The organism is Halochromatium sp., from assembly GCF_054919635.1.
In genome coordinates this window covers 1-25292 of the sequence record NZ_JBUDPI010000010.1, presented here as the reverse complement: position 1 = coordinate 25292, position 25292 = coordinate 1, and the positions used below count along the sequence as shown (strand labels likewise).

Genomic DNA, 25292 nt, shown 5'->3' with positions numbered 1-25292 from the left:
TTTGTCTGCATGGGAAATATCTGCAGGTCGCCGACCGCGCAGGGGGTGTTTACCAAGCTCGTGATCGAGGAGGGCTTGTCGCATCTGATCGAGATCGACTCGGCGGGGACCCATGCCTACCATGTTGGGGAGCCGCCTGATCCGCGGGCGCGGGAGACCGCGCAGCGGCGCGGGATCGATCTCTCGCGACAGCGTGCCCGACGGGCACTCGCCGAGGATTTTGAGCAGTTCGATTATGTGCTGGCGATGGACGAGGACAACTACCGCGCCTTGTCGGTGCTCTGTCCGTCGGGCTCCGAACAGCGGCTGCGACTGTTCATGGACTACGCGCCACATTTGCAGGTCCGAGAGGTTCCTGATCCCTACTATGGCGGTTCCAATGGCTTCGAGGCAGTGTTCGACATGGTCGATGAGGCTGCGCGCGGGCTGCTGGAAGCGATTCGGCGCGAGCGCCTCGGACCTGCTTAATCGCTGCAGGTCAATCGGTGCTGCTCAATCGGTCAGTTGCTCATAGGCGATCGGCTTGATCGAGCGCGAGAGGTCGCGTCGGAGCAGGTCAGCGAGCCCCAGCTCGATGTCTTGCGGGTGGATGCCGATCCGAATCGGCCGATGCTTGCGTTGGGCTTGGCGCCAGTTCCAATGATTCCAGACTCGTAACACCGCTGTGCGCAGGGCGTTGTCTGCTTCGTAACCGAGCAGTGGTAAGGAGTAGACCTGCTCTGATGCGCTATCGATGACGCCGTAGAAGCGTTCGTAGAATGAGAATGGACAGGCTTCGCGCAGCCGTGTCAGCGAAATGCGGCCCATCGCCCAGGCTGGCGGAACATAGAGTGCGGGTGGCTTCAGTCCCTGCTCGCCAAACCAGGCGTGGCAGCGGTTGATAAGTGTAATGATGCCCGCTTCATCCAGCGCAAGATGCTCGGCGACCCGCCGCGACAGGAATAGGCTGTGCAGGCGATGGTAAATGCCGCTGATTCGCTCGGCCTGGTGCTGCCAGCCATGACCGGCCAGCGCATAGCCGGCACGCTCTAGGCTGCGAAGGGTCTCGATGCCGGTGCGGCTCCAGTTGCGGCCAGGCACGACCAGCAGCGTGACTGGCGCGAGATCATGCCGTTCCAGTTGATTCAGCGTCTTGCGCACTGCGGGCAAGGTCTCAGGCATCAGATCATGCACTGAGATCAAGGCCTTAGGCAGGGTTGCTTCTGTGACCAAGGATAGGCGCTCAACGGCCTTCATACTGTTCCAGACCTTGCGGGTCTTGGTCTCGCAGCACAGACAGCCAATGCCGCAGGTTGCGGTCGTTGATCTCGCGTGCTGCCGCGCGTCCAAGCTCCGCCTTGCGCTCGAGCGCGTCTTGGTCGAGCGCGCAGACGCGGGTCAATGCGCTGGATAGCGACTCCTCTTCGCGCATCTGAAACAGCGCGCGATTGAGTTGATCCCAGCTGAGGATGCCGCACTGCGAGGACACCACCACCAAACGTCCGCGGGCCATGGCCTCGAGGGCAATGGTCCCGAACGACTCAATGGTCGACGGCAGCACCAGGATATCCGTCTGATCGATCAGGGGCAGAATCTCCTGACGCCGCACCCAACCGACGTAGTCGAGGTTGGGGAGTCGGGCGGCCTCTTGCTGCACCCAATCGCGCAGTGGCCCGTCTCCGGCGATCTGGAACAGTAGCTGCGGCATGGCTTCGGCGGCCTCGATCACGGCGCCGAGGTTCTTCTCAGGGGCCAAGCGACCGGCGAACAGGACCCGCTCGATCCTAGGGCGCAACGGACGGACGGGCACATCGAGAAAGTGCTTCGGGATTGGAGTGCCCATCAGGCCAACCTTGGTCGCGCCGATCGAGCGGGCGACATCAAGCATCTCATCCGAGTTGGCCAAGACCAGATGGCTTGCCTTGAACAAGGCGCGATGGCAGTTGTTGAGATAGGTCTGCGCCAGGATACCGAATAGGCGCCAATGATTGTTCAGCGCGGCGAGGCGCTCGAAATGGGTATGGAAGCCAACCACCAGCCGAGCTTGATAGCGTCGAGCCAGCAAGAGACCAAAGAGTGCATAAGGGCCAGGGGTTGGGATGACGATGGCGTTGGGATCAAGACGCTTGAGTCGGCTCGAGATCAGCTTCGGGCTTGGGATCAGGAAGCGCTGGGTTGGATCGCCTGGCATGGGCATGGCCAAGCCGCCGTGCCATCGCCCGGCCCGGTAGCGGGGCGAGATGAGCTCGATCTTGGCACCTGCGGCCTTCAAGTGCTCGGCCAGATCGCGATAGTAGGTGCCGACGCCGTTCCGCTCTGGCGCGGCGTCGGAGATGATCGCCACCCGCAGACCATGTGCACCGGCAGCGAGGTCTTGACCAGGCTCGCGGACCGGTGCCGCTGCCGCCGAGGGCTCAGAGGGGATCAGCATGATGCTGTTTGAGCCTCGAGAGCAGTCGTCTGCGCGATCGCGGCCGAGGCCAGCACCGGATGGCGGTAAGCGGCAGCGAACAGCGCGCAGACCATTGCTGAGGTCAGGCCAAACTGCTCCAAGCTGTAGTGGTGGCTGCTCTTGTATCGCCGCGCCTGGCCGTCTTCGCGCTCGAGCACCTGCTCGAAGTCGGCGGAGATGGGCAGCTGGAAGCGTTGGTAGACCCCCCTCAGGGTCTTACCAAGACCGCCACGCAGGTCTTGCATCCCCAGTGCCGCATGTTGTGCCTCCGGGAGCTGCGCGCGCAGCCGATCCAGATTCTCGTAGTAGAAGGCGAGCTGGGCGGTGAGTCGCTGGCGGACCGGCTCACTGTCGGCTGGCACGCCGAAGAATGCGAGACCAGCGCCGATCGAGCTGAGCTGAGAGGGCACCGTCTCGAGTGGGTCGCGCAGGCTGACGATGAAGCGGGCATCCGGGAAGCGCTGCGCCAGACTCTGTGCCCAGGGCGCAAAGGCCGCGTTCTTTGATAACAGGCGCTTTCCTGCACCATGCGCATTGTTCGCCCCGTGCACATAGAGGTGCCGCTTGAGACAGGATTCGTAGAAATCCAGCAAGCGCTCACGCTCGGTCGCATCGAGGTCGGCATCAAATCGTCCGACCCGCCAGATGTGCCCGAAATTGGGGAATGGCAGCGCCAGGATGAAGCAGGAGAGGACGGGCATCAGCGCAAAATAGTCCTCTTCTGGGGTTGTCAGTCCCATCGGGTGCACATCATCGAGCCCCGCGAAGACGTGCCGCTCGATCCGGCGCAGCAGGCGGGCAAATGGGGCACCCAAGGTCCGATCGATGCGCGCGAGGCCAAGGAAGAACAGACGCTGCGTCACCGATGGCGCGAACAGACATTCCCAAGTACGGAAAGTCGTGAACTGCTGATCCTGAGCTAGCACTTGATGCAGCCGGGTGGTACCACTGCGCGGCACGCCGAGCACGAAGACCGGCGCATCGATGGATACCCGCCGCCAGCCACGGAAGAAGAGGTCATCGAGCAGAAAGCCGAGCCAGTGCAGCGCCTGACCGAGCGCAAACACCGGCAAGAAGCCGAGCATGACGATGACTCGGCGCCAACGCACTGGCGCCTGCCCGTCAGGCGAGTGGCTGAGACTCGATCCAACAAGACCGATAAAGCGCTTGGTCGAGATCAGGAAGAGCTCAAACATGTCAGGCGGGATCGGCCTCGGCTTGCAACAGCCCGGCATCTTAACCTAGCCGGCTTCCAATTCGAAGTGACTGGCCGCTTGTTTGCCGACTCACCTTGTATGCAGCACAGTGCCACGATCAGTGCCCGGACGATGTCGACTGTTCGGACGATGTCGACCGTTGTGCTTCAAGGTCGCTCTTTGTCCCTTGCTCGGCACGATCCACCTCGACTGCGCCTCCTGTGGAGGGCAATGGCGTGCGCTGTGGATCATCCGAGGTGCTGGCCGCCTGAGTATTGGCAGCGCTCGAGCTGGGACTAGCGGGCTTGGTTGGCTTGGTCTCAGTCTCTGCAGCGGGCTGGGTTTCGGGCCGGCTTTCGAGCCGGGTTTCAGCCGGGGTTTCGGGCTGAGTGTCGCGGTGCGGATGATCAGCAGGCTGCTGCGCCGGCATCTGCTCTGCGCTCTTTGCCGTCGGCTTGTCCGACGACTCGCTGGTCTGAACGGGGTCCAATGGGGTCGGTGCCGTTGCATCGCCGGCATCTCGCTTGGTGCGAGTGGCCTTGCCATCAGTCGCGTGGTCAGCCGCGTTTGCAGGATGGCGTTCCGCGGGCGCTTTCGGTTGCTCAGCAGTGGCAGAGGGCGTCTTGCTGCTGCTTGCAGCCGGCTCTTGCTCTTCTTGTCGCTCACCGTTGTTAGCCGCGCTCGCGTTTGGGCTCTCGCTCCGCCGACGACCGCGTCCACCGCGCCGACGGCGACCTGAGCGTGACCGGCTCGAAGGCTTGGCGTCGCCATTGTCCGCGGCCGAGTCCAGACTCCCATCGGAGTCTGCATCTGGGCCGGTACCTGATCTGACATCTGAGCGCGCAACCGAGCGGCCGTTGCCATTGGTCGCCTCGGCGCCTTGGCTAGCTGGGGGCGAGGCATCAGCAGGGCTCGATTCGTTTGGCGAGCCCTGCTGAGGCTTGTAGCTCGCTTCGCTCGAACCTGCAGCCGATACCGCGTTGGGCGAGGTATCTGAGCTTGATTGGCTTGCGACTAGCGCCCTAGACGCAGAGGTTGGCTGCGTGGATGGCTTTGTATGGGATGATGCTGACTGTGCCTCCGCGGTGGCCTCCGTCTGGCCCTCAGCGGACGGACTGCTCTGCGTGTTGGCGCCTGCCTGCTGGCTGCGCCGGCCACGTCCTCCGCGCGAGCCGCGGCGCGAGCCGCTGCGCCGGGATTGGCCTGTCGCTTGTTCTGGGCCTTGGCTGGCAGCCTGTCCTGCGCCCGACGCGGTGCTGTTTGAGCTACCTTGGCGCTGGTCGTTCTGCGCGCGCTGCTCCTTGCGATGGGTCTCCGAGATGGAGTTCTCGGCGCCGCTCGTCGTCTCGGCTTGGTTGTTGCGGTCCTTGCTGGCACTGCTCGAATGGCGGGGCCGTCGTTCGCCCCGGGCGGAGCGACGGCTTTGGCTGCTACGCTTGCGGTCCGTTTCCGTCGCTCGGGTATCGGGTCCGTTTGATCGCCCGGCTTGCGGGCCAGTACTTGCCGACTGCTGCGGCGCTGCCCCCTCAGGCGTTCCCGGTATCAATGAGCCACCGGGATCATCGCTGGGGAGCGCGAACAGTGTTGTCCAGATACGCTTGAGCACACTCTCAGTGCGTCGGCCTTGCTCGCTCGCACTCTCGGCCGTGCTCTCCATTGACGGCTCGTCCTCACGCAGGTCGCTCCGTTGCGGTGCCGGCATCGACGGGGCTAGGGCCTTGACCGCTGGCTCCTCCGGGCGGGGAATCACATGCGGCCGCGCGAAGGCCGGCTCGGCATGCACTGGCTGTGAGGCCAGGTCGTAGCTCATCTCGTTATCAGCGAGACGCTCGGTATCCTGGGCGCGAATACGCTCGATCTCGAACTCGGGGGTGTCCATGTGGCGGTTCGGGATCAGCACCACGTCGACCTTCTGGCGCTCCTCGATCTGCAGGATTTGGCGCCGCTTCTCGTTCAACAGGAAGGTCGCGACCTCCACCGGCAGCTGCGCGATGATGCGCGCCGTGCGGTCTTTCATCGCCTCTTCTTCGACGATGCGAAGGACGGAGAGCGCCAGCGATTCGACGCCGCGGATCGTCCCTTGACCCTTGCAGCGCGGACAGACCAGTTGACTGGATTCGCCCAGCGATGGTCGCAGGCGCTGACGTGACATCTCCAGCAATCCGAACCTTGAGATGCGCGCGACCTGGACCCGGGCGCGGTCGTGCTTGAGGGCGTCGCGCAGACGGTTCTCGACCTCGCGCTGATTCTTCGCCGGGCTCATGTCGATGAAGTCGATCACGAACAGTCCGCCAAGGTCGCGCAGGCGCAGTTGGCGAGCGATCTCGTCGGCCGCCTCCAGATTGGTATTGAGCGCCGTCTCCTCGATATCGGCGCCCTTGGTCGCGCGTGCCGAGTTGATGTCGATCGAGGTCAGTGCCTCGCCTTGATCGATGACCAAGGAACCGCCTGAGGGCAACCGCACTTCACGCTGGAAGACCGACTCGATCTGACTCTCGATCTGATAGCGGGTAAACAGCGGCACCTCGTCAAGGTACAGCCGGAGCTTCTTTAGGTTCTGCGGCATCACCTGACGCATGAACGCCTCTGCCTTCTCGTAGACCTTGGAGTCGTCGACGACGATCTCGCCGATATCGGCGCGCAGGTGGTCGCGCATCGAGCGGATGATGACGTCGCTTTCCTGGTAGATCAGGAAGGGGGCCTTGCGCTCCTCGCCGGAGGTCTTGATCGCATCCCAGAGCTGGAGCAGGTAGTTGAGGTCCCACTGCAGTTCTTCGACGTTCTTGCCGACGCCAGCGGTGCGCACGATCAGGCCCATGTCCTCAGGCAGCTCGAGCTGGCTTAGCACCTCGCGCAGCTCCGAACGGTCGCTCCCTTCGATGCGTCTAGAGACGCCTCCGGCACGCGGGTTGTTTGGCATCAGCACCAGGTAGCGCCCGGCCAGGGAGATGAAGGTGGTCAGCGCTGCGCCCTTGTTGCCGCGCTCCTCTTTATCGATCTGCACCATCACCTGCTGACCTTCCTTGATCAGCTCCTTGATGTTGGCGCGGGCTCCAGGCTTTGGTTCGTCTTGCCGGAAGTAGCTGCGTGCAATCTCCTTGAGCGGCAGGAATCCATGGCGTTCGGAGCCGTAGTCGACGAAGGCAGCCTCGAGGCTTGGCTCGACCCGCGTGATGGTGCCCTTGTAGACGTTGGCCTTCTTTTGCTCGCGTCCTGGACTTTCGATATCGAGGTTGTAGAGTTGTTGGCCGTCGACGATGGCCACCCGCAACTCCTCAGGCTGAGTTGCGTTGATCAGCATTCTTTTCATCGTTATTCGATTCTCTCGCCTTGGCGCGAGGCGCGCTCCACCGCTGAGAAGCCTCGCAGTGGCGCGCGCGCGAGCGGCTTCATGTGCCGCCGCGCCCAGGGTACCCTGGGCGGCCTGCCCGCGCGATGGTCGCGCTGAACAAGCCCGTTCTGAAACCCGCGGTATGCCTTGGGCACGCGCTGTCATTAACCTTTGGTGCCTTGCGCGCTGCGCCAAGGACCCTGTCGAGTCATCGGCATGATGCCGATGCTCGGAAAACCGGTAGGGGAGGAAATGGCGACCAGGCGTTATAACAGATGCCACAATTGGCTCGGCAATGCGCCATACTGTTGCCCAGCCGAACGGCTGCGCAGCGGGTCTGGCCTAAAGGGCTCCGGAGCCCCCAGCTCCCGGCGCTAACCCTGTCTTGTGCTGCTCCTCGCCCTTGCGAATGGCACGAGCACGCACCTTCCTACACAGCACAAGCATTGAATGCTAGCAAGCTTTCCCGGTACCGGCAATTGAGCCAGAATTCCTCATCCAAGCAGCCGCAGAATGCTGGGCCTAAGCTTGAGCATCAACAGCCAAGCCAGTCGCGTCCGGTCGTTGAATGGGTTCAGGTCAGCGCGGATGCGGCTGGCCAGCGCATCGACAATTTCCTCCTCGCGCGATTGAAAGGCGTGCCCCGCAGCCGGGTCTATCGCCTGCTGCGTAGCGGCGAGGTTCGCGTCAACAAGGGCCGTGCCCGGCCCTCACAGCGGCTCGCGGCAGGCGATCAGGTGCGCCTGCCACCGCTGCGGCGACCGGAACAGGGCGAGACCGTCTCGCCCTCAGCGCAGCTTCGGGAGCGTCTTGCCGATGCGCTGCTGTACGAGGATGATCGCGTCCTGGTGATCAATAAGCCCGCGGGTCTAGCGGTACACGGTGGGAGCGGGATCAATCTGGGTGTGATCGAAACCCTGCGTGCAATGCGCCCTGGGGCGGAGCTTGAGCTGGTCCACCGGCTCGACCGTGACACCTCTGGGTGTCTATTGATTAGCAAGCGCCGCAGTGCATTGCGTCGACTCCATGCACTGCTTCGAGACGGCGAGGTCGATAAGCGTTATCTCGCGCTCTTGTGCGGACGGCTGACGCGAGCTGAGCTTGAGGTGACCGCTGCGCTGAGCACCAACCGCGTGCGCGGCGGTGAGCGGGTCGTCCGGGTGGACACTGCGGCGGGAAAGCCATCGCGGACCTGGTTCCGCAAGCAGCGCAACCTCGGACCCTTCACCTTGGTGGAGGCCAAGCTGGATACCGGTCGTACCCATCAGATTCGGGTGCATGCGGCACACCTCGGTGCTGCCGTTGCAGGTGATCCGAAGTACGGTGATCCTGCGGACAATGAGCGCTTGAAGCGGGTTGGATTAAAACGCTTGTTTTTGCATGCGGCGACCCTGAGCTTCCGAGCGCGGGACGATGGGCCGCAAGTACAGGTGACGGCGCCACTGCCTGAGGCCTTGGAGGTGGTATTGATGAGACTCGAGGAGGATACTTGGATTGAAGCACAATGATGGTCCCCAGCTTCAAGCCATCGAGCTTGTCGTCTTTGATTGGGACGGAACCCTGATGGACTCCGAGGCCCGCATCGTCGCGAGCATGCAAGCGGCGTTCACTGAGGTCGGCTGTGAGCCGCCGCCATCAGATGCCGTCCGCGAGGTGATCGGGCTTGGTCTCGACGAGGCCATCTCGCGCCTGCTGGGGAGCTGTGCTCAGGAGAGACTGCCCGAGCTGATTGCCCGTTACCGTCATCATTATCTGATTGCGAATGCGACACCGACGCCGCTGTTCGACGGCGCTCAGGCACTGGTTGAAGCCCTGCATCAGCGCGGGCAGCTGCTGGCGGTCGCGACCGGCAAGAGCCGACGAGGACTGGATCAGGCACTCGACCAGACCGGGCTGCGCGCCTGGTTTCACGCGACCCGATGTGCGGAGGAAAGTGCACCCAAGCCCCATCCTCGGATGCTGATCGAGCTGATGGACGAGCTCGGCGTCCGACCGGCGAATACCCTCATGATTGGTGATACCGATTACGATCTTCTGATGGCCCAGAATGCGGGGGTGAGCGCACTGGCCGTCGGCTATGGCACCCAGCCGCTCGAGCGCCTGCTCGAGCACAAGCCCCTGGCCTGCGCGCCGTCCATGGCCGTGCTTGCCGATTGGCTGCTGCGTTGACCATCCTCACCCTGATCGATTTCGGAGCCCTGGTATGAAGTTACCCACATGGATCAGCCGCTTATGGGGCGGCGATCTCAAGGACAGCGCACAGATGCCCGCCACCGATGATCCGCACTGGGAGCGCGCCCTGATCAATCGGATGGCGGCGGAGTTTCTCCGCAATCAACGCCGCTCAAGGCGATGGGGGCTGCTGCTGAAGGCGGGTCTGCTCGCCTACCTGATACTGCTCTCGGTGACATTGATTGTGAACGGCGTCAGCGATTCGATTGGCTCTACCGGCGAGCATACGGCGCTGATCGAGGTGGAAGGACTGATCGCAGATGAGACAAGCGCCAGCGCAGAGCGGATCATCGAGGGGCTGCGTAAGGCCTTCGAGGCCGATCATGCAAAAGCCGTGATTCTGCGCATCAACAGTCCTGGCGGAAGCCCGGTACAGTCGGGCTATGTCTTCGACGAGATCCGACGGTTGCGCGAGAAGAGTGCGGATAAGCCGGTGTACGCGGTTGCCGCTGATCTCTGCACCTCGGGTGCCTATTACATCGCGAGTGCGGCCAACGCCATCTATGTCGATCAGGCAACGCTGATCGGCTCCATCGGCGTGCGGCTGGATAGTTTTGGTTTCCAGCGCGCACTCGATGAGCTTGGCATTCAACGGCGTTTGATCACCGCTGGCGAGCACAAGGGCATCCTGGACCCCTTCTCGAGCTTCGATGATTGGGACCGCACCTTCATCCAAGGGCTGCTGGACACGCTGCATGGGCAATTCATCGCTGCGGTGAAAGAGGGGCGCGGCGACCGCCTCAAGGGCGGTGATGAGCTGTTCAGCGGTCTGTTTTGGACCGGCGCGGAGAGCGTCGAGCTGGGCCTCAGCGACGGCCTTGGTAGCCCATCCTATGTGGCTCGAGAGATCGTGGGCGCCGAGACGCTCATCGACTATACCCAGGAGCGCGAGATCTGGGAGCGCGTCGCAGAGCGCGTCGGAGCCAGCTTTGCGACGGCACTCGCTGAGCTCACCAGTGCCGGGACGCCGAGCCTGAGATAGGCCCTCCCGGAGGGTCCCGATCAGAGCCCCGATCAGGTTCGACCGATCTGGAACGCTTCGCCTGCAACGCTCAGCCGCGCAGAGGATCAACGCCCGCGCCACGCAGCAGCTCGCAGAGCCGAATCAACGGCAGCCCGATCAGACTCGTGGGATCGACACCCTCGAGTCGCTCGAACAGCGCGACACCAAGCCCCTCCGACTTAAAGCTTCCGGCACAGCCGAAGGGCTGCTCACGATCGAGATAACCGGCAATCTCCGGATCTGACAGGGCGCGGAAATGCACCTGATAGGGCTCATAACAGACCTGGGCATGATCATTGCGCGCGTCGTACAGGCACAGCCCAGTCGCGAACAGCACACTGCGTCCGGAGGCTTGGCGAAGCTGAGCAAACGCGCGTTCGCGCGTGCCGGGCTTGCCGAGCACCTGATTATCGAGACAGGCGACCTGATCAGAGCCGATGATCAGCGCATCTGGAAACTGCGATACCACTGCCCGCGCCTTGGCTTCGGCAAGTCGCTGAACCAGGGTCAAGGGTGGCTCATCGGCCAGACGCGTCTCGTCACAATCCGGCGCAGCTGTGGCGAAATCCAGGCCCAGACGGCTGAGGAGCTCTTGTCGAAACGGCGAGGTTGAGGCTAATACCAGTGAGCGCATGGGGCTTGTTCCTCATCGAATCCAGGTGACGAGACGCATTAGAGGATCGCCAGCGGTGGTCTCGGATTCCACGCGGCCGCGAACACTCTGGCCGAGATGGTGCACTGCATCGCGGTCAGCGCATACCAGGGGATGCCAGTCTGGTAATGGCTTACCCTCGGCAACGAGTCGATAGGCGCAGGTCTCTGGCAGCCAGTAGGGCTCTGCTAGGGTCTCGGGTGTGAGCGTGACGCAGTCTGGCACGCGCTCGGAGCGGTTTGGATAATCGCTGCACTGACACAGCTCCTGGTTCAAGAGGTGGCAGGCCACATCGGTGTAGTGAATCGCGCCGGTGTCCTCGTCCTCGTACTTGGTCACGCAGCACTTTGCGCAACCGTCACAGAGCGATTCCCACTGCGCGGCGGATAGCTGATCGAGTGGAATGCGCTCCCAGAAGGCATCGATTGCTGTGGAAGGCTTGGCCATTGGTGAGGTCTGATCGATACTGGTCATTCCCCTAGCTTAGCGGGTTCGGCGTGATGAATTACAGTGAGCTTGCAACCCCCTTCGGAATGATCGGCGTCTCGTGGCAGGGCCAACAGTTGTCGCGGGTGCTGCTGGCCCCTGATCTGGCTTCCGAATCGGCGCATCAATCGGCCCCCGAGCTCGATCAAGCAGCATCGCATGCGCAAGCGCGGTCGAAACCCGAGACGCCAGCCTGGCTGCGCGCGGAGCTGGAGGCCTATTTTGCCGATCCCAGGCATCGAATTCGCTGCGGCCTCGAGCCTGCTGGCACCAGCTTTCAGCGCAGCGTCTGGGCGCTGATCGCGGCCATCCCTGCAGGCAGCCATCGGACCTACGGCTCGCTTGCCAAGCAGCTACAGAGCTCAGCGCGAGCTGTCGGTAATGCCTGCCGCGCGAACCCCGTGCCGCTATGCGTGCCCTGTCATCGGGTCATTGCCTCCAGGGGGCTGGGCGGCTTTGCTGGTGATCGGAGCGGACGGCTCATTGAGATCAAGCGCTGGCTGCTCGATCACGAGGCCGCATTGCACTCAGGACCGCCTGTACCGGACGGCCTCTTCGCGGCCAGGCGCGCACAATGAAGCGGCCGAAGGCAACTGATGCAGGACAGGCTCAGACTGGGAGCCAGGCCAACGGTGCGACTGGGCCCAAACGTCGGGAGCAGCCTAGAGCCCAGATGAGGGGGGAGATGAACCGCCCCTCTGGCGCGGGCATGAGTGCAGCCGAGCAGGCTGGTCTTCGGGCGATCGAGGCCTTTGCCGATGCTGTCTGGATGGAGCGAGGGCTCAGCGCGAATACGCTGTCTGCTTATCAATCGGACCTGCGAGCCTTTCACCGCTGGCTCGCTCGGGAGCGGCAGCATGGCTTGGTGCAGGCCGAGCGTGTTGATCTGCTCGACTATCTGGCGGTGCTTGCGCAGCAGGGACGCAAACCTCGCTCATCGGCGCGCGTGCTCTCATGCCTGCGGCAGTTTTATGGCCATCTACGGCGCCAAGGAGCGATTCCCGTCGACCCCAGCGAGCGCATCGATGCGCCGCAGTTGGGCCGGCCATTGCCCAAGACCCTGACCGAGGCCGATGTCGAGGCGCTGCTGGCGGCTCCCGATGCCGATGATCCACGCGGCCATCGCGATCGGACCATGTTGGAGGTGCTCTACGCCAGCGGCTTGCGCGTCACGGAGCTGGTGACGCTGAGACCCGACGCCGTTAGCTTGACCCAAGGCGTGGTGCGCATTACCGGTAAAGGTGACAAGGAGCGTCTGGTCCCGCTTGGCGAGGAGGCGACCGAGTGGCTGGCCAACTATGCGAGGGGACCGAGGGCGCTGCTGCTGGGCAATCGCAGCTGCGACTATCTGTTCCCGACCCTGCGCAGCGATTGCATGACGCGGCAGGCCTTTTGGCAGCTGATCAAGCGTTATGCAGCCCTAGCGGGTATCGTCAAACCTCTGTCGCCGCATACGCTACGACATGCCTTTGCGACACATCTGTTGAACCATGGGGCCGATCTGCGCGTCGTACAGATGTTGCTCGGACATAGCGATCTCTCGACCACTCAAATCTACACCCACGTCGCGCGTGAGCGTCTCAAGCAATTGCACGCCAAGCATCACCCGCGTGCCTAGGCCAAGCAGTACCAAGTAGCGTTGCAGGATGCGACTGCCGGTCTAAACGGATCGTAACCCGGCAACAGTGGACCTGGTCCTCTGCATGCTCTATGTTGCGCGGCTTTTACGCATTGAAATCATCCCAGCGAACGAGGAAAACAGCATGACACGACGTTTTCAGATCGGGGCCGTCAGCCTCGCCATGGCCGCTGCAGCGCTGCTTGCCGTCGGCACCACAGTGAGTGCCAGCGAGGCACAGACGAGTCGCGCAGCCCTAGCGAAGGTGCTGCCGAACGAAAAGCCGACCAGCGTGCAGCCAACCCCGATCGATGGCCTGTTCCAAGTCGAGATCGGCCCTCAAGTCATGTACATGACCGGTGACGGTCGCTACTTGATCGATGGCGCTATCGTCGATCTCGAAACCCGCGAGAATCTCGCGGAAAAGGCCCAGAATGAGGCCCGTCAGCGGGCGATCGAGGCCATGGGCGAGGATCAGATGATCGTCTTCGAGGCGCCGGACGCCGAGCATGAGATCACGGTCTTTACCGACATCGACTGCGGCTACTGCCGCAAGCTTCACCAACAGGTCGAGGGCTATGCCGAGGAGGGCATCAGCGTGCGCTACCTGTTCTATCCGCGCAGTGGCATTGATACGCCGTCTTACGAGAAGGCCGTCTCGGTCTGGTGTGCGGACGATCAGCACCAAGCCATGACCGAGGCCAAGAACGGCAACTCGATTCCGAGCAAGACCTGTGACAATCCGGTCCAGCGCCACATGGAGCTCGGCGAGCTGATGGGGATTCGTGGCACACCGGCCATCATCCTCGAGAACGGACAGCTGGTGCCGGGCTTTGTCGAGCCCAAGCGGCTGGCACAGGTTCTCGAGCAGTAATCGCAACTGGCTCGAGCCTCCTTGGCGAGCCTCTGACCAGACCCTAGTCATTCGTGCAGCTTGCTGAGATCACTGATAACGCCCTTCAGCACTGCGCGCCTGTTGTCCGGCCGCCAGGTCGGACGATCTCAAGAGCCTTCACTGGAGATCTGATGATGGATGCGATTCGGCGCCGACTCAGCCTTTTCCTGTTTGCCTGTCTGACCGTTGTCTGCCTACCCGTGATGGCGGACGCCGAGCTGGTCCAGGGGCGAGACTGGCGGGCCGTGAGCGGTCAACAGCCCGAGAGCGATGGAGACAAGATCGAGGTCCTGGAATTCTTCTCCTATGGCTGTCCGCACTGCGGCGACCTCAACCCGCTCATTGAAGACTGGAAGACCCGTCTACCGAGCGACGTCAGCTTTGAGCGCGTGCCAGTCACCTTCGGTCGGGCCGCATGGGAGACCTTGGCGCGACTCTACTTTGCGCTGGATTTCGCCGATCAGCTCGAGCGGTTAGACCAGAAGGTCTTCGACGCTGTCACCAAGGAGCGCGTCAATCTGTACACCGAGAGTCGGGTGCTCGACTGGGTTGCTGAGCATGATGTCGATCGCGAGACCTTCGCCAAGCTATTCGATAGCTTCGCGGTTGAGGCCGCCTTGGCTCGAGCCAACACCTTGGCTGCGCGGTTTCAGGTCGACTCGGTGCCGATGATCATCGTTGACGGACGTTATGTTGTGTTGAGCAAGGGAGCAAAGACCAAGGCCGATCTGCTTGAGATCGCCGACGGATTGATCGAAAAGGCGCGGCAGGATCGCCAGCAGCAACCTGACGCCGACGGATGAGCGCTCGACGCCTCGCCCTGTGGACCGCCCCTTTCCTCCTCATGAGTAGCATGATGTCTAGTCAGGCCATTGATTCCGAAGGCGAGTCTACTGTTGTAGACGCCGCTGCCACGGCGCCGCCAGCCCTGATACCCCGCGAGGTACTGTTTGGCAATCCGACCCGCGCGCAAGCCCGGCTCTCGCCAGATGGTCGTCATCTGAGCTGGCTCGCGCCCTCTACAGATGGCGTGCTCAATGTCTGGGTGCAGCCCGCCGACCGCAGCGAAGAGGCGCGACAGATCACCCATGATCAGCAGCGTGGTATCCGCAGCTACGGCTGGACCGAGGACGGCTCGCGCATCCTCTATGTGCAGGACGAGGGTGGCGATGAGAACTGGCATCTCTATGCCGCGCCGCTGGATGGCAGCGAGGCCCGCGACCTCACACCCTTCGACGGTGTGCGTGCACAGAACCTGATGACAGACCCTGAGCATCCCGGCGAGGTATTGGTCGGGCTCAACAAGCGCGATCCTAGCGTCTTCGACATGTACCGGATTCAGCTCGATAGCGGTGAGGTCGAGCTGGATACCGAGAATCCGGGTAATGTGCTCAACTGGCTGACCGATGCCGACTTTCGTATCCGCGGCGCGGAGGCCTCCGACCCGGAAACCGGCGATGACAGCATTCGCGTGCGCGACGCCGAGGATCAGCCCTGGCGCGAGTTGCTGCGTTTCCCCTTCGGTGAGAACGGCGGTGCCTTAGCCTTCAACGAGCAGGGCGATCAGCTCTTCGTCACCAGCTCGCTTGCCTCCGATACCACGCGTCTGCTCGCCATCGATGTGAAGACCGGTCAAGTCAGCACTGAGCTTGCCAGGGATGCAAAGGCTGATGTTGGCTCGGTGATCATGCATCCGACCGAGCATCGGATACAGGCTGTCGAGTTCGATTACCTGAAACCGCAATGGACGGTAATCGACCCCAGCATTGCGAGTGACCTCGCCTGTTTGGACGAGGTCGCCGACGGCACCGTCTCTGTTGTGAGTCGCACCCGTGCCGATGATCGCTGGGTGTTCGTTGATCAGCCCGATGATGGGCCGGCGACATACTACCTCTACGATCGTCCCGATGAGCACAAGCCGCGTAAGGTCGAGGCGCTATTCGTTACTCGGCCCGAGCTGGCTGAATACGAGCTGACGAAGATGCAGCCGCTCGAGATCCAGGCCCGCGATGGTCTGACCCTACCGTCCTATCTGACCCTGCCAATTGGGGCCAAGCGCAAGCCGCTGCCGCTGGTGTTGATGGTGCACGGCGGTCCCTGGGCGCGGGACGACTGGGGCTATAACGCGCAGGCGCAATGGCTTGCGAATCGGGGCTATGCGGTGCTGCAGGTCAACTTCCGCGGCTCGATCGGGTTCGGCAAGGCCTTCTTGAACGCCGGCAATGAGGAGTGGGGCGTTGGCGCCATGCAGCATGATCTCACCGATGCCGTGCGATGGGCGATCGCTCGGGGCATCGCCGATCCCGAGCGTGTCTGTATCTATGGTGGCTCCTATGGCGGCTACGCGACCTTAGCGGGGCTGGCATTCACGCCTGAGCTTTACGCTTGCGGGGTCGATATCGTCGGGCCCTCGAACATCGAGACCTTGTTCCAATCGGTGCCACCCTATTGGGCGCCGATGAAGAAGCAGTTGATCAAGCGCGTTGGCGATGTCGAGAACGACGCCGCGCTCAACCGACGCATCTCTCCGCTGTTTCATGCCGAGAAGATCGAGGCACCGCTGCTGGTGCTGCAAGGCGCCAATGATCCGCGCGTGAAGATCGCCGAAGCCGACCAGATCGTCGCTGCGATGCGCGCAAAGGACCTGCCCGTCACCTACATCGTCTTTCCGGACGAAGGCCACGGCTTTGCGCGGCCTGAGAACCGGCTCGATGCCAACGCCCGTATCGAGCAGTTCTTGGCCGAGCAGCTCGGCGGTCGCGTCGAGCCGATCACGCCGATCGAGGGCAGCTCGGCGGAGGAACGTTGAGCAGCGTGGCTGGCAAGACATGAACGCCCCACCCAGGCCGCCTGAGACCCTGACGCTCGAGATCGATCCTTCCTTGCTCGAGCATGTGCGCAAGCGCTTAGCGCAAAGGCGTGTGCAACCTGATACCCAGCCCGAGGAAATCGTCTCGGCGCTCGTCACGACCATCCTCGATAACTCAGGCTATCCCATCCATGCCAGCCGAACCGACACGGGGCAGATTCGCATTCGCTATCGAATGCGCTCGTTCAGCGAGCCGATCCTGTAGGGCGAGGCGAACGACTAAGTCGCCTGTCTCGCCTGTCTCGTTCGGTCTGTCTGCAGGCGCCTTGGTCTGGTTTGATGGCGCCTTGCTAGGTGAAGCTCAGTCCGGACCGGCATCCAATTCTTGTAACCGATAGAGCGTCTCCAGCGCCTTGCGTGGGCTGAGCTCATCGGGATCGAGCTGGCGCAGTGCCTCGAGTGCTGGGCTGGGTGGCGACTCGCGGATCATTGGCGGCTCTGGTGTCGCAACTGGTGTCGCACCCGGTCTCTCACTGGGCGCCTGGACCTGCGCTGGCGAAGCCCTCGCCGCAGCTGGTGCTGAGGGCTCGGCCGGGAACAATGACAGCTGAGTGACTCCCTGATCCTGCGCCACCGATTGTTCTTCGAGCCGCCGCAAATGCTCGCGTGCACGAGTGATCACCGCGGTCGGAACCCCGGCCAGCGCGGCGACTTGCAGGCCATAGCTTTGGCTGGCCGGCCCCTCGCGCAGACTGTGCAGAAAGACGATTCGCTCACCATGCTCGACCGCGTCCAGATGCACGTTGCGCACGTTCGCATGGCGCTCGGGCAGCGCGGTCAGCTCGAAGTAGTGGGTAGCGAAGAGGGTGAAGGCGCGCAGTTGATCGGCGAGCGCCTCGGCGCAGGCCCAGGCTAGCGAGAGGCCATCGAAGGTGCTGGTGCCGCGGCCGATCTCGTCCATCAGCACCAGGCTGTTGGCGGTGGCGTTGTTGAGGATGTTGGCGGTCTCCTCCATCTCGACCATGAAGGTGGAGCGACCACGGGCCAGATCGTCGGCGGCGCCGATGCGCGAGAAGATGCGATCGATGGGGCCAAGCTCGGCGCTGCGCGCGGGCACGAAGCTACCGGCATAGGCCATCACGACGATCAAGGCGACCTGACGCATGAAGGTCGATTTGCCGCCCATGTTCGGGCCGGTGATCACCAACATCCGCTGCGCATCGTCGAGGCTGAGGCCATTGGGCACGAACGGCTCGGCACGGACCTGCTCGACGACCGGGTGGCGACCATCCTCGATCCAGATGCCGGGCGCGTCGCGCAGCTCCGGCCGGCTCCAATGCAACCGCTCGGCGCGCTCGGCCAGGTTGCAGAGCACGTCGAGCTCGGCGATCGCCGCCGCGCTCCTCTGCAACGGCGCCAGTTCGGCCTGGAGCTGCTCGATCAGTGCATCATAGAGCAGCTTCTCGCGGGCCAGTGAGCGCTCGCGAGCGCTCAGCACCCGCTCCTCGAAACGCTTCAGCTCGGGTGTGATATAGCGCTCCGTGCCTTTCAGGGTCTGGCGGCGCTGATAATCATCGGGCACGCGCTCGGCGTGGCTGCGGCCGATCTCGATGTAGTAGCCATGCACCCGGTTGTAACCGACCTTGAGTGTGCTGATGCCGGTACGAGCCCGCTCTCGTTGCTCGAGATCGATCAGAAACTGATCGCCATGCTCGGCCAGCTCGCGAAGCTCATCGAGCTCGGCATCATAGCCCTTGGCAATCACGCCGCCGTCGCGAATCAGCATCGGCGGCTGATCGATCAGGGCGCGCTGCAACAGGCCAAGCAGCTCGGGATGCTCGCCCATTTCGGCATCGAGCTGCCCGAGCCGATGACTCTCGGTCATACCCAGATCGCCATGCAATGTCGGCAGGCGCGCCAGCGCGTCGCGCAAGGCCGCCAGATCCCGGGGGCGTGCGGAGCCCAGCGCAACCCGGGCCAGGATGCGCTCCAGATCACCGATCGCCGCCAGCTCCTCGCGCAGCGGCTCGAAGGCACCAGAGCGCAATAAGGCCTCGATAGCCTGATGTCGCTCGTTGACCGCAACCCGATCGCGCAGCGGCCGACTGATCCAGCGCCGCAGCAGGCGGGCGCCCATCGTGGTCGCGGTGCGATCCATGATGCCGGCCAACGTATGCTGATCGTCGGCGCTGCCGCCGCGACCGAGGCCCAAGCCTGCGCCGAGCGAGCGTGTGAGCTCCAGGTTGCGTCGGGTTGCGGCATCCAGGATCAGCGCATCATCCCGAGTCTCGGTGCGCAGGCTGCGCAGGTGGGGCAGGGCGACGCGCTGGGTCTCCTTGACATACTGGAGCAGACAGCCGGCAGCGCCAATCGCAAGGCTCAGTCCGGCGCAGCCAAAGCCGTTCAAGTCCTGGGTGCCGAACTGCTGGCAGAGCAGGCGCTCACCGCTATCAGCATCGAAGTGCCAGGGTGCGCGACGGGTCATGCCGCTGGCCAGCGACTCGCTGAGCTGGTCTGCCAGCTGGCTCGTCTCGCTCAGCAACAGCTCGGCGGGGCGTAGTCGCTCGAGCTCAGCTGCCAGCGCCTCAAGCCCCCGGAGCTCAAGCACCGAGAAACGCCCGCTCGCCAGCTCCAGCACCGCAAGTCCAACCTGCGCTTCATCACTCCCGGCGCCGGACCCGGACTCGGCCAGCGCGCAAATCAGATTCTCTTGTCGCTCCTCGAGCAGTGCTTCGTCGGTGAGTGTGCCGGGCGTGACGATCCTGACCACCTCGCGCTCGACCGGCCCTTTGGTCTTGGCCGGATCAGCCTTTTGCTCACAGATCGCGACCGAGACGCCCAGGCGCACCAAGCGCGCCAGATAGCCTTCGGCAGCATGATAGGGGACGCCGGCCATGGGGATCGGCCGACCGGCCGATTGCCCGCGCTTGGTCAGCGTGATATCGAGCAGCCGGGCCGCGCGCTCGGCGTCCTCGAAGAAGAGCTCGTAGAAATCGCCCATGCGATAGAACAGCAGCATGCCCGGATACTCGGCCTTGATCCGGAGGTACTGCTGGATCATCGGGGTGTGCCCGGCGATCTGCTCCTGTTCCGTTGTCGTCTGCTCACTCAATCGTCGATGTCCTGGCGTGGGTCTCTAACTGGATGCGGCTCGATCTCGGATCGCGACGCCAAGCCGCCGCGGGACTGCATCTTGGGCTCTCTGGGGTCAGCACGTTAGTATTAAGGGTTTGCTCAACGCAAGGATACCTTCGCCGCGCCTATCGTCGTGCCGGCCGATCCATCGCTGGTCGATCCATCCGCCTTCCTGACCGTACCCCGGGTGACCCCAACAACATCATGATCTTCGACGAATCCCAGCTCGAGCATTTGCTGCCGCCCCTCTATGTGGATCGGGGTCGGCGCTACCTCGAAGACGGCCATGTCCTCAGCGTGGATCAACGCCCCGACAAGGGCGTGATCTCCGGTCGGGTGCGTGGGTCTGGGGGGCGTGTCTACCAGGTCGTGGTGCAGGTTGACGATGGCGCCAAGCAACGGGTCGATATCCGCGGACATTGCTCCTGCCCTGTGGGCTGGAACTGCAAGCATGTGGCCGCCGTCTTGTTGGCGGTTGGCGCGCAGATTGACGGAGCGGTCGATCGGCCGCTGCCGCGTCGTCTGCGTCCCGCACCGCCCGGCCAGACGCTGCCAGCTCAGGTGAGCAGCTGGCTCTATGAGACCGAGCAGATCGATGTCGACGAGGACGAACGGCAATGGCTGCTCTATCTGCTCAGACTGCAGGCGCTTGGGGTCTCGCACGCCAAGGTGCAACTGAGTGCGGTCAAGGTGCGGAGGTTGAAGAGCGGCGGTTACGGCAAGCCGGTCTCGTTCAATCTGCGCGCCCACTCGAAGGGACGTTTCATTCGCGCAGAGGATCGACGCATCATCGCGCTCGCCGCGGCGCAGCCCCAGACGGGGGAATTCGGCGGCGCCATCCTCGGCGATGATCTCGGCATTGAGCTGCTCGAGGCCCTGCTGCGCTCCGGTCGCGGCCATTGGCGGGATAAGGATGGGCCGCGCCTGACCCGGGGCGAGCCGGTGGCAGGCGAGCTGACTTGGCGCTGGGGCGAGGATTCGCAGCTCCACTTGGAGTTCGATACCGAGCGCGAGGGAATCCTGCTGTTGCCGCTGAGTCCACCCTGGTACTTGGACGAGCGCTCCGGGGAATGTGGCCCGATCGAGACCTCATTCGATGAGCGCCAAGCGACCGCCTTGGCGCGCGCGCCGGCCATCCCATTGGCCGGCCTCGATGACTTCGAGCAGGCGACGCGCACGCGGCTCAAGGGGCTCAAGCTGCCGCCTCCACCGCGCCCCCAGCATCGCCAGGTCAGCCTCGATGCGCCAACGCCCTGTCTGCGGCTCCTAAGCCGAGAGGTTCCAGGGGTTTCAGCCTATTCGGCCTGGGCCTGGGGTGCTTCGGCGGAGCCTCAGTGGGAGGACGAGGCCCGTCTCAATTTCGACTATGCCGGGGCGATGGTCGATCCGCGTGACACCAGTGATCAGGTCGCCCATATCAAGGAAGGCGTTGTGATCGAGTGCGATCGTCTACCCAATGCGGAGCGGGCGGCGCTGAAGCGGCTGACGGATCTCGGGCTCGAGCAGAAGGTCGATACCTCTGACCAGGTGGGTGTGCCCTTTGGCCCACCGCGGGTTGAGGCCTGGTTGGCGTTCATGGATCGGGACCTGCCGGTGCTCGAGCACGCGGGTTGGCGCATCGAGGTCGATCCCAGCTTTCGCTTTCCGGTCGGTCGCATCGGCGATTGGGATCTGGATATCGAGGAAGGCGCTGGCGGTCGTTGGCTGGACCTAAGTCTGGGTGTTGATGTCGATGGCCAGCGTCTCGATCTGCTGCCAATCTTGTTGAACCTGATCCAAAATTCGGATGCGGACCTGTCACCGCAGACGCTCAATGCACTCGCTGACGACACCCGCTTCAGTCTGCGTCTCGATGACGGGCGCTATATCTTCTTTCCGGCCGAACGGCTGAAGCCGATCCTCTCCACCCTAATCGAGCTCTACGACCCGATGGCGCGGCTGCAGGGTGATGGCCGGATGCGGCTGTCTCGGCTCCAGGCTGCCGAGCTTGCTGAGCTCGAGGAGCAGGCACCCAACCTGCGCTGGCAGGGTGCCGAGCAAGCCCGCGCCTGGGGTAAGCGAATCCGTGACTTCGAGGGCGTCGAGCCGGTCGCTCCACCGTCTGAGCTGAAGGCCGAGCTGCGCCCTTATCAGCAGGATGGGCTGAGCTGGATGCAGTTCCTGCGCGACTTCGAGCTCGGCGGGGTGCTTGCCGACGATATGGGCTTGGGCAAGACCATCCAGGCCTTGGCGCATCTGCTGATTGAAAAGGCGGCTGGCCGGGCGGATCGCCCGAGCTTGGTGATTGCTCCAACCAGCCTGATGTTCAACTGGAAGCGCGAGGCCGAGCGCTTTGCGCCAACGCTGCGGGTGGTCATCTTGCAAGGGCCGAAGCGCCAGGAAGACTTCGACCGCATCGGCGAGCAGGACCTGGTGCTGACCACCTACGCCTTGTTGCCTCGCGATCTGGAGGTGCTCAAGGCCCAGTCCTGGCATCTGCTGATCCTCGACGAGGCGCAAGCGATCAAGAACCCGCGCAGTAAGGGCGCGCAGGCGGCGCGCGCATTGGATGCCCGGCATCGACTCTGCTTGACCGGCACGCCGCTCGAGAATCATCTCGGCGAGCTTTGGTCGCTGATGGATTTCCTGATGCCCGATCTGCTCGGCGATGAGCGCGGCTTCCGGCGTCTGTTCCGCAACCCGATCGAGCGCCATGGCGAGCATGACCGCACCGAACATCTTCGCCGTCGGATCGCGCCCTTCCTGCTGCGTCGCACCAAGGAGCAGGTGGCTGCCGAGCTGCCGCCGAAGACCGAGATCCTGCGTGAGGTGGCCTTGGCTTCCGATCAGCGTGACCTCTACGAGACCTTGCGCCTCGCCCTGCACGAGAAGGTGCGTAAGGAGGTCGAGCGCAAGGGCTTGGCACAGAGCGGCATCATCATCCTCGATGCCTTGCTCAAGCTGCGCCAATGGTGCTGCGATCCGCGCCTGGTCTCGCTCGAGAGCGCTCGACGCGTGAAGGGCTCGGCAAAGCTGGATCTGCTCATGGAGCTCGTCGCAGAACTGTTGGAAGAAGACCGGCGGATATTGCTGTTCTCGCAGTTCACTAGCATGCTGACACTGGTTGAAGAGGCCCTGGAGAAGCGACTGAAGAAACAGAAGAACAGCGGCTACGTCAAGCTGACCGGTCAGACCCGCGACCGGCAAACGCCGGTGGATCGTTTTCAGGCCGGAGAGGTGCCGCTATTCCTGATCAGCCTCAAGGCCGGCGGCAGCGGTTTGAACCTGACCGCTGCCGACACCGTGATCCATTACGACCCCTGGTGGAATCCAGCCGCCGAGCGTCAAGCGACCGACCGTGCGCATCGGATTGGCCAGGACAAGCCGGTGTTCGTCTACAAGCTGTTGACCGAGGGCACAGTGGAGCAGCGGGTTGCTGAGCTACAGGCGCGCAAGCAAGCCCTTGCCGACGCCATGCTCGAAGGTGGTGGCAGTGCGACCAAGTCGCTGAGCCATGAGGACCTGGAGCTGCTGTTTGCGCCGCTGGATGCGGGCTGAGTGGGCACCGGCGGCGAATGCCGCCGGCCAGAGAGACTCAGGTGTGGATCTGCGTGGGCTGATGCCGCTCGAGGATCTCCCGGATCTCAGCGTCTGAGACCTCTGGGGCCATCACCTGCACCTGATGCTTATCTGGGTTGACGCGGATCTTCTCCTGCGGGATGCCGACCGAGACTAGATCGTTGCGTACATTGGCCAACGTGTCCTGATCCTCGTAGACAGCCGTGATGATCTCTGCCATGTGTCGTGTCTCCTCAGCGTGTTGTTCCCGAGCGCCCTTGACTAGGGACCCGTGGTGATCGCTCGTTGGGGACGAGCAACAACAGCTTACTACGGCTCAACCTCCGATCGCAGCCCAGTTTCTCGAGCAAGCCCGCCAGTAAGTCCGGCCAGTAAGTCCCGCAAGCAAGCGCTTCTCAGCGAGCGCTCTTATAAGGGAGTCCGGCAACGACAGGGCTCAGCCAACCAAGGCCTCGAGGCGCTCGGCATCAAGCACCTGATGCCCACTCGCTTGCAAGGCCTTGATCGCCTGCTCGGGCTCTTGGAACCGGAACACCAGGATGGCTCGATCGTCGCAGCGCAGGGTAAAGGCGTAGACATATTCGACGTTGAGCGCGGCCCGCTCGAACACCTCGAGCACTTCGGCGAGACCACCGGGCTGATCCGGCACCTCGACGGCGACGACCTCGGTCGGGGTAACCGCCCAACCGGCCGCATTCAAGACCTCGGCGGCCCGGCCAGGGTCCTGGACGATCAGCCGTAGGATGCCGAACTCAGCGGTATCGGCCAGGCACAGGGTCATGACGTTGATGCCCTCGGCAGCGAGCAGCCGGGTCGGCTCGATCAGTCGGCCGGGACGGTTCTCGAGGAACAGGGAAAGCTGGGTGAGTTTCATGGGGTTTCCGCTAGATGGTGCAAATACGCTGTTGGTGCGTTCGCTCTCGATGTCGCTGATACTGAGCCCCCTATCGATGCGCTTGGTCGCCGCGCCCGTCCGCTGTGCATCTCGCAGCGCGCAGTGGGGTGCGCATCAGCGTCCTAGCGCGCCGTGCTCGTGAGCGGCGTTCGTCAGCGCTCGGCGCACGGTGCAGGGGTTAGTCTTCGCGCTGATCGATCACACGCTTGGCCTTGCCCTGGCTGCGCTCGATGCTATGCGGCTCGACCAGCCGCAGACCGACGCGAATCCCCAGGATGCGCTCGATGGCCTGAGCGATGCGCTCGCGCATATCCTCGAGGACGCGCACCTGATCGCTCAGCACCTCGGGCGTGACCTCGACCTCGACCGTCATCTGATCCAACCCATGCTCGCGGGTGAGGATGATCCGATAATGGGGCAGGGTACCTTCCACCGCGAGCAGCGCGGCCTCGACCTGCGACGGGAAGATGTTGACGCCACGGATGATGATCATGTCGTCGGAGCGACGCCCAATGCGCCGAATCCGGCGGAGGCTGCGCCCGCAGCCACAGCGCTCGGGGATGATGGCGGTGATGTCGCGGGTGCGATAGCGGATCATCGGCATGGCCTGCTTGCTGAGCGTGGTCAGCACCAACTCGCCTTCCTCGCCGTCGGGTAGTGGCGCGCCGGTCTCGGGGTCGATGATCTCCGGGTAGAAGTGGTCCTCGAACACATGCAGCCCGTGATGCTCGGGGCATTCACTGGCGACACCGGGACCGATGATCTCCGAGAGGCCGTAGATGTCGAAGGCGCTGATGCCGGCGGCGGCCTCGATGTGGCTGCGCATGCCGTCGCTCCAGGGCTCGGCGCCGAACACGCCGACCCGCAATGGCAGCTCGCGCAGGTCGATGCCGAGCTCGCTGGCGCGCTCGACCAGATGCGTGAAGTAGCTCGGGGTCGAGAACAGGGCCGAGACACCGAAGTCGCGGATCACCATGATCTGGCGCTCGGTGTTGCCGCCGGAGATCGGGATCACGGTGGCGCCCAAGGCCTCGGCGCCAGAGTGGGCGCC

General features: G+C 63.4%; 21 protein-coding genes. 11 read left to right on the top strand and 10 right to left on the bottom strand.

Going from position 1 to position 25292, the window contains the following annotated elements:
* A partial coding sequence (locus ACY693_RS01550) for a low molecular weight protein-tyrosine-phosphatase (protein WP_462320069.1) occupies positions 1 to 468 on the top strand: 468 nt, incomplete at its 5' end.
* Between the two features lie 24 nt (positions 469 to 492).
* Here ACY693_RS01550 and ACY693_RS01545 read toward each other — a convergent pair.
* From ACY693_RS01545 to rne, 4 genes are all read right to left on the bottom strand, one after another.
* The gene (locus tag ACY693_RS01545; protein WP_462320068.1) at positions 493 to 1236 is read right to left on the bottom strand and encodes a DUF2334 domain-containing protein; all 744 of its coding nucleotides are present in this window, start codon (positions 1234 to 1236) and stop codon (positions 493 to 495) included.
* Positions 1223 to 2410, bottom strand: a complete 1188-nt coding sequence (locus ACY693_RS01540) for a glycosyltransferase (protein WP_462320067.1) — start codon at positions 2408 to 2410, stop codon at positions 1223 to 1225. The genes ACY693_RS01545 and ACY693_RS01540 overlap by 14 nt, the downstream gene beginning before the upstream one ends.
* Positions 2404 to 3627: a sulfotransferase gene (locus ACY693_RS01535; RefSeq protein WP_462320066.1), complete on the bottom strand. Its 1224-nt coding sequence runs from the start codon at positions 3625 to 3627 to the stop codon at positions 2404 to 2406. The genes ACY693_RS01540 and ACY693_RS01535 overlap by 7 nt, the downstream gene beginning before the upstream one ends.
* Positions 3628 to 3745: 118 nt before the next feature.
* Entirely contained in the window at positions 3746 to 6937 is a 3192-nt protein-coding gene (gene rne, locus ACY693_RS01530) for a ribonuclease E (RefSeq protein WP_462320065.1), read from the bottom strand.
* A 500-nt stretch (positions 6938 to 7437) separates the two neighbouring features.
* Here rne and ACY693_RS01525 point away from each other — a divergent pair, with 500 nt between their 5' ends.
* Genes ACY693_RS01525 through ACY693_RS01515 form a run of 3 tightly spaced genes read left to right on the top strand, consistent with a single transcriptional unit; the run spans position 7438 to position 10172 of the window.
* A complete protein-coding gene (locus ACY693_RS01525; RefSeq protein ID WP_462320064.1) occupies positions 7438 to 8466 on the top strand; it encodes an RluA family pseudouridine synthase in 1029 nt (342 codons plus the stop codon).
* Positions 8453 to 9127 (top strand): HAD family hydrolase, encoded by a 675-nt coding sequence (locus ACY693_RS01520; RefSeq protein WP_462320063.1) that lies wholly within the window; start codon positions 8453 to 8455, stop codon positions 9125 to 9127. The genes ACY693_RS01525 and ACY693_RS01520 overlap by 14 nt, the downstream gene beginning before the upstream one ends.
* A gap of 34 nt (positions 9128 to 9161) precedes the next feature.
* A complete protein-coding gene (locus ACY693_RS01515; RefSeq protein WP_462320062.1) occupies positions 9162 to 10172 on the top strand; it encodes a S49 family peptidase in 1011 nt (336 codons plus the stop codon).
* A gap of 70 nt (positions 10173 to 10242) precedes the next feature.
* On the opposite strand, the gene ACY693_RS01510 is transcribed toward ACY693_RS01515, so the two are convergent.
* Positions 10243 to 10827, bottom strand: coding sequence for a Maf family protein (locus tag ACY693_RS01510; protein WP_462320061.1), 585 nt, complete (start codon positions 10825 to 10827; stop codon positions 10243 to 10245).
* A gap of 12 nt (positions 10828 to 10839) precedes the next feature.
* Positions 10840 to 11292 carry a YcgN family cysteine cluster protein gene (locus ACY693_RS01505; protein ID WP_462320060.1) on the bottom strand — a complete coding sequence of 151 codons (453 nt, stop codon included), beginning with the start codon at positions 11290 to 11292 and terminating at the stop codon, positions 10840 to 10842.
* Positions 11293 to 11345: 53 nt separating this feature from the next.
* Here ACY693_RS01505 and ACY693_RS01500 point away from each other — a divergent pair, with 53 nt between their 5' ends.
* The 6 genes from ACY693_RS01500 (at position 11346) to ACY693_RS01475 (ending at position 16918) form a co-directional block, all read left to right on the top strand.
* Positions 11346 to 11909 (top strand): methylated-DNA--[protein]-cysteine S-methyltransferase, encoded by a 564-nt coding sequence (locus ACY693_RS01500; protein WP_462320059.1) that lies wholly within the window; start codon positions 11346 to 11348, stop codon positions 11907 to 11909.
* Positions 11910 to 12016: 107 nt separating this feature from the next.
* Entirely contained in the window at positions 12017 to 12949 is a 933-nt protein-coding gene (xerD, locus tag ACY693_RS01495; protein WP_462320058.1) for a site-specific tyrosine recombinase XerD, read from the top strand.
* A gap of 145 nt (positions 12950 to 13094) precedes the next feature.
* Positions 13095 to 13823 carry a DsbC family protein gene (locus tag ACY693_RS01490; RefSeq protein WP_462320057.1) on the top strand — a complete coding sequence of 243 codons (729 nt, stop codon included), beginning with the start codon at positions 13095 to 13097 and terminating at the stop codon, positions 13821 to 13823.
* A gap of 155 nt (positions 13824 to 13978) precedes the next feature.
* A complete protein-coding gene (locus ACY693_RS01485) occupies positions 13979 to 14647 on the top strand; it encodes a thiol:disulfide interchange protein DsbA/DsbL (protein ID WP_462320056.1) in 669 nt (222 codons plus the stop codon).
* Positions 14648 to 14700: 53 nt separating this feature from the next.
* Complete coding sequence (locus ACY693_RS01480; protein ID WP_462320055.1) at positions 14701 to 16653, top strand: S9 family peptidase; 1953 nt, start codon at positions 14701 to 14703, stop codon at positions 16651 to 16653.
* Positions 16654 to 16672: 19 nt separating this feature from the next.
* Positions 16673 to 16918: a hypothetical protein gene (locus ACY693_RS01475; protein ID WP_462320054.1), complete on the top strand. Its 246-nt coding sequence runs from the start codon at positions 16673 to 16675 to the stop codon at positions 16916 to 16918.
* 96 nt (positions 16919 to 17014) lie between these two features.
* On the opposite strand, the gene mutS is transcribed toward ACY693_RS01475, so the two are convergent.
* Positions 17015 to 19714 (bottom strand): DNA mismatch repair protein MutS, encoded by a 2700-nt coding sequence (mutS, locus tag ACY693_RS01470; protein WP_462320070.1) that lies wholly within the window; start codon positions 19712 to 19714, stop codon positions 17015 to 17017.
* Between the two features lie 278 nt (positions 19715 to 19992).
* On the opposite strand from mutS, the gene ACY693_RS01465 reads away from it, so the two are divergent.
* Positions 19993 to 23325, top strand: coding sequence for a DEAD/DEAH box helicase (locus ACY693_RS01465; RefSeq protein WP_462320053.1), 3333 nt, complete (start codon positions 19993 to 19995; stop codon positions 23323 to 23325).
* Positions 23326 to 23362: 37 nt separating this feature from the next.
* Here the strand turns inward: ACY693_RS01465 and ACY693_RS01460 are convergent, their stop codons facing one another.
* The 3 genes from ACY693_RS01460 to ACY693_RS01450 all read right to left on the bottom strand — a co-directional run.
* Positions 23363 to 23566, bottom strand: coding sequence for a hypothetical protein (locus ACY693_RS01460; protein ID WP_462320052.1), 204 nt, complete (start codon positions 23564 to 23566; stop codon positions 23363 to 23365).
* A gap of 216 nt (positions 23567 to 23782) precedes the next feature.
* Complete coding sequence (locus tag ACY693_RS01455; protein WP_462320051.1) at positions 23783 to 24220, bottom strand: amino acid-binding protein; 438 nt, start codon at positions 24218 to 24220, stop codon at positions 23783 to 23785.
* Positions 24221 to 24419: 199 nt separating this feature from the next.
* Positions 24420 to 25292, bottom strand: an 873-nt coding sequence (locus tag ACY693_RS01450) for a phenylacetate--CoA ligase family protein (protein ID WP_462320050.1), incomplete at its 5' end; no start/stop codon positions are given.

Bases quoted from the DNA above. Each gene is read 5' to 3' on its own strand.
- ACY693_RS01485 (WP_462320056.1), top strand. From the start codon at position 13,979: ATGGATGCGATTCGGCGCCGACTCAGCCTTTTCCTGTTTGCCTGTCTG.
- ACY693_RS01490 (WP_462320057.1), top strand. From the start codon at position 13,095: ATGACACGACGTTTTCAGATCGGGGCCGTCAGCCTCGCCATGGCCGCT.
- ACY693_RS01500 (WP_462320059.1), top strand. From the start codon at position 11,346: ATGAATTACAGTGAGCTTGCAACCCCCTTCGGAATGATCGGCGTCTCG.
- ACY693_RS01475 (WP_462320054.1), top strand. From the start codon at position 16,673: ATGAACGCCCCACCCAGGCCGCCTGAGACCCTGACGCTCGAGATCGAT.
- ACY693_RS01545 (WP_462320068.1), bottom strand. From the start codon at position 1,236: ATGAAGGCCGTTGAGCGCCTATCCTTGGTCACAGAAGCAACCCTGCCT.
- mutS (WP_462320070.1), bottom strand. From the start codon at position 19,714: ATGATCCAGCAGTACCTCCGGATCAAGGCCGAGTATCCGGGCATGCTG.
- ACY693_RS01455 (WP_462320051.1), bottom strand. From the start codon at position 24,220: ATGAAACTCACCCAGCTTTCCCTGTTCCTCGAGAACCGTCCCGGCCGA.
- ACY693_RS01465 (WP_462320053.1), top strand. From the start codon at position 19,993: ATGATCTTCGACGAATCCCAGCTCGAGCATTTGCTGCCGCCCCTCTAT.
- ACY693_RS01460 (WP_462320052.1), bottom strand. From the start codon at position 23,566: ATGGCAGAGATCATCACGGCTGTCTACGAGGATCAGGACACGTTGGCC.
- ACY693_RS01535 (WP_462320066.1), bottom strand. From the start codon at position 3,627: ATGTTTGAGCTCTTCCTGATCTCGACCAAGCGCTTTATCGGTCTTGTT.
- ACY693_RS01480 (WP_462320055.1), top strand. From the start codon at position 14,701: ATGTCTAGTCAGGCCATTGATTCCGAAGGCGAGTCTACTGTTGTAGAC.
- xerD (WP_462320058.1), top strand. From the start codon at position 12,017: ATGAACCGCCCCTCTGGCGCGGGCATGAGTGCAGCCGAGCAGGCTGGT.
- ACY693_RS01540 (WP_462320067.1), bottom strand. From the start codon at position 2,410: ATGCTGATCCCCTCTGAGCCCTCGGCGGCAGCGGCACCGGTCCGCGAG.
- ACY693_RS01515 (WP_462320062.1), top strand. From the start codon at position 9,162: ATGAAGTTACCCACATGGATCAGCCGCTTATGGGGCGGCGATCTCAAG.
- ACY693_RS01510 (WP_462320061.1), bottom strand. From the start codon at position 10,827: ATGCGCTCACTGGTATTAGCCTCAACCTCGCCGTTTCGACAAGAGCTC.
- rne (WP_462320065.1), bottom strand. From the start codon at position 6,937: ATGAAAAGAATGCTGATCAACGCAACTCAGCCTGAGGAGTTGCGGGTG.
- ACY693_RS01505 (WP_462320060.1), bottom strand. From the start codon at position 11,292: ATGGCCAAGCCTTCCACAGCAATCGATGCCTTCTGGGAGCGCATTCCA.